Here is a 6219-nt window from a genome sequence, read left to right as displayed (position 1 = left end):
GTTGATGGAACAGTTGGGGTTAATGGCGACCCCGACCAGTGTTTATAAAGATCAAAACGGTCATGTACGACTGGTGGAAGGCATGCCGATGGGTGACGAAATCAGCAGGATGTTTGGTCAATGATGTCGATTAATCTCGGTCCATTTTCCTTGCCACTGGAGCCGTTGCTGTTATTTGGCAGTGCGCTTATCGGGATTCTGGTGGCCTCAATTCTGTCCAGAAAAAATCAAGGTTCGGTGACTGATCCGTTGTTAATGATGTTGCTATTCGGGTTGGTGATTGGGCGTATCGTGTTTGTCATCAAATTTGCTGATCAATACGACTCAGTCTGGCAGATGCTGGATTTCCGTGATCGTGGCGTGGATTGGATTTCCGGGACGATAGCGATGGTGCTGTTTTTGCTTTTGCAAATCAAACGTCTGTCACAGCAACGTATGGCTTTATTCGGTGGCGCAGTCTCAATTTTACTGTTTTTTTCAGCCTCTTCGCTGCTGTTAAATTTAGGTGGTGATCAGGTTGTCATGCCTGAAATTGCTGTAGAACAGCTTAATGGCGAAGCAATATCTCTGAATCAACTCACTGAAAATAATGTGACGGTGGTGAATTTATGGGCCAGCTGGTGCCCGCCATGTCAGCGTGAAATGCCTGCCTTTCAAAAATTACAACAGCAGTATCCTGATATCCGGTTTGTGATGCTCAATCAGCAGGAATCGCTGGAAAAGGTTGAGGCGTTTCTCGCTGAAAATGACTTGAAATTTGAGCATGTTTTACTGGATAAAACAGGAAAAGTCGCAGATGCCTTCAATGCTTATGGTTTACCTGTCACGTTGTTTTTCGATCAGCAGGGAATGCTGATGGAGAGTCATATGGGGGAGGTATCTGCGGCAAGATTAACGGCAACGTTAAAAAAGATAACAGAGTAATCAGCAAGTCATTCTGACCCGGTTAAATGTATATTTTATGGAGCTATTTATGGACCTGCAACTCGAAAATAAAATCGCTTTAGTCAGCGGCAGCACGGCGGGCATTGGTTTTTCCATTGCAAAAGCACTGGCAGATGAAGGGGCCAATGTAATCGTCAATGGACGTTCGGAATCCTCCGTCAAACAGGCTGTTGAATCATTAAAAACAACTGCAAAAGGCACTCTGCATGGATTTTCTGGGGATCTGTCTCTGGCATCTGAAGCGGAAAAATTAACTCAGCAATATCCCCGCGTAGATATTCTGATTAATAACCTGGGTATCTTCGAGCCAGTGCCGTTTGAAGATATTCCGGACGAAGACTGGCTGCGCTTTTTTGATGTGAATGTACTCAGTGGTGTGCGATTGACGCGGGCCTATNNAGCGATGAAACAGCAAAACTGGGGCCGGGTAATTTTCATTTCCAGTGAAAGCGGAGTGCAGATCCCTGAAGAAATGATTCATTATGGCATGACCAAAGCGGCTCAGATAGCCATTGCCCGTGGTCTGGCCGAACAGGTTGCCGGTACCAATATTACGGTGAATTCTGTATTACCCGGGCCAACACGCTCACGAGGTGTCGAAACTTTTGTGACGGATCTCGCCGCCAAAGAAGGTCAAAGTCTCGAAGCCTTTGAAAAAGACTTTTTTGAACATGTCAGACCCACTTCTTTGATTAAGCGTTTCGCCACCACGAATGAAGTCGCTTCAATGGTCTGTTATCTATCCAGCCCATTAGCTTCGGCCACAACGGGTGCCGCTGTTCGTGTTGATGGTGGGGTTATTAAAAGTGCTTTTTAAGTATTCAACATGACCGGAATGAGTTATTCGTGGATTTTTTTGAGTTTTTATTTTTAACAAGAGATTTTTATGACAGCGTTATTTACTGAGTTTTCGCTAAAAGATGTGACATTACGCAACCGCATTGCGGTACCCCCGATGTGTCAATACAGTGCTAATGATGGATTGACCAATGACTGGCATCTGGCGCATTACACCCAATTAGCCCGTGGCGGTGCGGGGCTGGTGATCGTTGAAGCGACGGCAGTTAGTCCCGAAGGAAGAATAACGCCAGGATGTACTGGCATCTGGAATGACGCCCAGGCAGAAGGCATGGCAAAAATTGCTTCAGCCATTAAAAAAGCAGGTGCTTGTCCAGGCATTCAGATAGCACATGCGGGACGTAAAGCCAGCGCCAATCGTCCATGGGAAGGCGATGACCATTTAGCGGATGATGATCCGCAAAGCTGGCAAACCATAGCGCCTTCTGCCGTTGCATTTGGTGCCAATTTGCCCAAAGTCCCCAAAGCCATGACATTGGAGGATATCGAGCGGGTTAAGGCTGATTTTGTTGCCGCTGCCAAACGTGCGAGAGCCGCAGGCTTTGAATGGCTGGAATTGCATTTTGCGCATGGTTATCTGGCACAAAGCTTTTTTTCAGTTCATTCCAATCAACGCGACGATCAATATGGAGGCGATTTGGCCGGTCGTAGCCGATTCTTATTGGAAACATTACAGGCGGTACGTGACGTCTGGCCAGAAAATCTGCCATTAACTGCTCGTTTCGGGGTGATTGAATATGACGGCCGTGATGAAGAAACGTTGAGTGACTCTATCCATCTGACCCGCCAATTTAAACAAACAGGTCTGGATCTACTCAGTGTCAGTATTGGGTTTTCCACCCCTGATGCAAATATTCCCTGGGGACCGGCATTATTGGTACCGATTGCCGAACGAGTGCGGCGTGAAGCTGAAATGCCAGTCGCTTCAGCCTGGGGTATTGATGAACCTGACACGGTGAACCAGGTTATTACGGATCAACAGCTGGATCTTGTTATGGTGGGACGAGCCCATTTAGCCAATCCTCATTGGCCATACCTTGCAGCTAAAACCTTAAAAATTGCTGATCCTGCCTGGGTGTTACCGGCACCTTATGCACATTGGTTATCGCGTTATCATGCTCCAGAGAGTTGAACATTAAACAAGCGCCAGCAATGCAATGATCTCTAAAATAGGAAACACCGAAATTCAGCCCTACCATAAAGGCAGTTGCCATTGTGGTGAGGTTGAATTTGTTGTGCATTTGCCAAATGGTATTGAAGATCCTCGTCGTTGTGATTGTTCCATGTGTCGGAGAAAGGGCGCTATCGCAGCGTATGTTACGATGTCTTCCCTGCAAATTACCAAAGGGGCCGATAAGCTCTCTTCGTATCAATTTAATACCATGACGGCCAAGCATTATTTTTGTTCGATTTGTGGCATTTATACCCATCACCAGACCCGAGCAAATCCCGACTTCTTTGGCTTTAATCTCGCCTGTCTGGAAGGGGTGAATCCTTTTGAGTTGGGTGAGGTTAGAGTTAATGACGGAATTAACCATGTCTCAGATAAACGTTAACGGAAATTATTTTGCCAAATCCGTTTACTCAGCGTAATTTGCTGCTACGCAATTCATCTCTCAACACATAATCAGGATCTCACTTGCTAAGCTACCGCCATTCCTTTCATGCTGGCAACTTTGCTGACGTGCTCAAACATATTGTCTTAATTGAGATTTTGCAGCACCTCGGTAAAAAAGAAAAAGCCTTTGACTACATAGACACCCATGCTGGGGCTGGCCTTTATCATCTGGCTTCAGCTCATGCTGAGAAACTACAGGAATACCAGAATGGTATTGCTAAATTAAAGGTGGCTGACTGGCCGGAACTGGCCACGTATTTTGCTGTGATTGATGCTGTTAACTCTGGTAAATCGCTGGAGTATTATCCTGGTTCTCCGTTTATTGCTCTGCATTGTATGCGGCGTCAGGATCGGACCTGGTTGTATGAGTTGCATCCCGAAGATGCCGGTCTTTTATTACAAAATACCCAAAAAGTGAAGCGGGCACGGGTGATGCGTGAAGATGGTTTAAAAGGCTTATTGTCTTTATTGCCACCGGTTTCACGACGTGGATTGGTATTGATTGATCCATCTTATGAAATCAAATCTGATTACGATTTGGTATTTCAAACAATCGAAAAAGCTTATGCAAAATTCCCTACTGGCAGCTATGCCATCTGGTATCCAGTGGTTGAACGAAGTCGAATCACTCGCCTGGAAAAACAATTTAGTAAAAGTGGCATCAAAAATATTCAACGTTTTGAGTTAGCGGTCACTGCCGATTCTGACGAGCGCGGCATGACCGCATCGGGCATGATCGTGATTAATCCCCCTTGGCAGTTAATGGAAACGATGAACAAGTTATTGCCAAAGCTGACCAATAAATTGGCGGTTGATAGCGGCGCTTTTTATAAATCAGAAATACTGGTAGCAGAATAATCCCCACAGACATAATCTGCATTAAAGTCTGTGTTAAGCACTCATGTCATGATAGCGCCAGATTCAGTATTACGGATTTGCAATCACCATGAGTCATTCGGTTATCTACAGAAAACCCCATGGCAAAACGTTCAGTTATCGTTATGCCAATGGTAAAACAGTTAAGAACGCCGCCTTAAAACGCTGGATAAAAAGTCTCGCTATTCCACCTGCATGGGAAGAGGTTGAAATTCAGCAGGATCGCGATGCCAAAGTTATAGTGACTGGACGGGATAATCAGGGCCGAAAACAATATATCTATAATCCGAACTGGGTCGAAACGGCCAGCGAACAGAAGTTCAAACGCATTTTGCGATTTGCCGAACAATTGGAAACCATGCGGCGGGTAACCGGGCAACATATCCAACGAAAACCGATTGATCAAATCACCGTGCTCGCCTGCATGACCCGAATGCTGGATGATGCGTTTTTCCGACCAGGCAGTGCCAGCTATACCCGGCAAAACCATACGTATGGTTTGACCACATTGCGGGCAAAACCCTGGGTTATTTTCGTCGCCAATTTAAACGTTACCGTGGGAAATTTCTCAGTCTGGATGAAAAAGCGACGATGAAATTATTAACCGCATTAATCAAATCATAAAAATTCTTACGTTTACTGCAAATTGAACCGTTAGCAGGACAACCGGCACGCTATATATTTGTACTTGATTGCTGCTACTATTCGCCTGAGTTCTTTGTAAGAAGGACTAAACGATTACACCGACTTCAATTAAGAAGATAAACGAGTCTAATCAATTCATTAGCTGTGAAGACTTAACGCAAAGGAGAGAGCGAATGGACGGTTTTTATGCAGCGTGGCAACCACGTGTATTGAGTATTCTGCGAATCGTGACTGCATTTATGTTTATGCAGCATGGTGGACAAAAATTATTTGGATTTCCGGCACCACAACGTTATGAATTTGATTTGTTTACGCTATCCGGTGTTGCCGGTGTATTGGAAATCGTTGGTGGCTTTTTGATCCTCATCGGCCTTTTCACCCGGCCGGTAGCGTTTATTTTGTCGGGACAAATGGCCGTGGCCTATTTTATTGCCCACGCGCCGCAGGCATTCTGGCCATTGCTCAATAATGGTGAGCTAGCGGCATTATTCAGTTTTATCTTTTTGTACCTGTTTGTTGCTGGCGGTGGTGCCTGGAGTGTAGATAGCCTTCGCAAACGTCACCCATAAACCAGATATATAAACGAATACGTTTAGGGGGATTTTCAACGTCATCCGACTGAAACGGCAGGGATGAGTATGATAAGTACAAAAAAGCCCGTTGTATCGAACAACGGGCCTTTTGGGATGTAATGAGGCTTTTTAGAAGTTTTGGAATAAAGCTAATGCAGCAGCATATTCTTCACTGTTTTCATCCAGCTCCACCACGCTTATACCGGTATCAATGCCCAGTTTCTGGAAAGACAATACTTTATCCCTTGTGTTTGGATCCAACGCTTTACTGGTATTAAAGTAGCTTTGCAGGTTGGCGACCTGAACTACGTCAGTCAGATCGGGGCCGTTTTGACTATTACGATTAAGGTTTGCATGTTCAGCGGCGACGGTTATCAGATTTTCCGGAAAATCCCAGCTGCGCAAAATAGCTTCGCCGATTTTTGGATAAAGGTTGTCAATGAGTGTGTCCAGACGACGGGTATCTTCCAACAACTCAGGAGTGTCGGCGGCTTTCATCAGAATAGGCAGCGCACCTATCTCATGTATTAACCCCGCCAGCATTGCTTCATCATTCGCAATATTAGGCTGCTTGGAAGCAATGACCTGACTTGCGGCAGCGACCTCGATACTATGCTGCCAGAGGTCTCGCATACGTTTTTCCAACTTTTTATTGGTCGGACGGAACATCTGTTCCATCACCAGACTGGTCACCAGGTTACGAAC

General features: G+C 45.5%; 8 protein-coding genes. 7 read left to right on the top strand and 1 reads right to left on the bottom strand.

Annotated elements, in window-relative coordinates:
- Positions 1-123: 123 nt before the first annotated feature.
- The 7 genes from B3O33_RS01575 (at position 124) to B3O33_RS01545 (ending at position 5511) form a co-directional block, all read left to right on the top strand.
- Positions 124-924: a TlpA family protein disulfide reductase gene (locus tag B3O33_RS01575; RefSeq protein WP_292362796.1), complete on the top strand. Its 801-nt coding sequence runs from the start codon at positions 124-126 to the stop codon at positions 922-924.
- Positions 925-973: 49 nt separating this feature from the next.
- Positions 974-1762: an SDR family NAD(P)-dependent oxidoreductase gene (locus B3O33_RS01570; protein WP_292362795.1), complete on the top strand. Its 789-nt coding sequence runs from the start codon at positions 974-976 to the stop codon at positions 1760-1762.
- Positions 1763-1831: 69 nt separating this feature from the next.
- Entirely contained in the window at positions 1832-2935 is a 1104-nt protein-coding gene (locus B3O33_RS01565) for an NADH:flavin oxidoreductase/NADH oxidase (RefSeq protein ID WP_292362207.1), read from the top strand.
- A 25-nt stretch (positions 2936-2960) separates the two neighbouring features.
- Positions 2961-3359 (top strand): GFA family protein, encoded by a 399-nt coding sequence (locus B3O33_RS01560; protein WP_292362208.1) that lies wholly within the window; start codon positions 2961-2963, stop codon positions 3357-3359.
- 83 nt (positions 3360-3442) lie between these two features.
- Positions 3443-4279 carry a 23S rRNA (adenine(2030)-N(6))-methyltransferase RlmJ gene (locus B3O33_RS01555; protein WP_292362209.1) on the top strand — a complete coding sequence of 279 codons (837 nt, stop codon included), beginning with the start codon at positions 3443-3445 and terminating at the stop codon, positions 4277-4279.
- Positions 4280-4367: 88 nt separating this feature from the next.
- A complete protein-coding gene (locus B3O33_RS01550; RefSeq protein ID WP_292362210.1) occupies positions 4368-4892 on the top strand; it encodes a hypothetical protein in 525 nt (174 codons plus the stop codon).
- A 223-nt stretch (positions 4893-5115) separates the two neighbouring features.
- On the top strand, positions 5116-5511 hold the full coding sequence (locus tag B3O33_RS01545; protein WP_292362211.1) for a DoxX family protein: 396 nt from the start codon (positions 5116-5118) through the stop codon (positions 5509-5511).
- Positions 5512-5643: 132 nt separating this feature from the next.
- Here the strand turns inward: B3O33_RS01545 and B3O33_RS01540 are convergent.
- Positions 5644-6219, bottom strand: a 576-nt coding sequence (locus B3O33_RS01540; protein ID WP_292362794.1) for an HDOD domain-containing protein, incomplete at its 5' end; no start/stop codon positions are given.

The sequence above is a fragment of the Methylophaga sp. UBA1464 genome, from assembly GCF_002325665.1.
Classification (GTDB): domain Bacteria; phylum Pseudomonadota; class Gammaproteobacteria; order Nitrosococcales; family Methylophagaceae; genus Methylophaga.
Note: the sequence above shows the minus strand (reverse complement) of the source record. Positions and strands in the feature narration are given on the sequence as shown.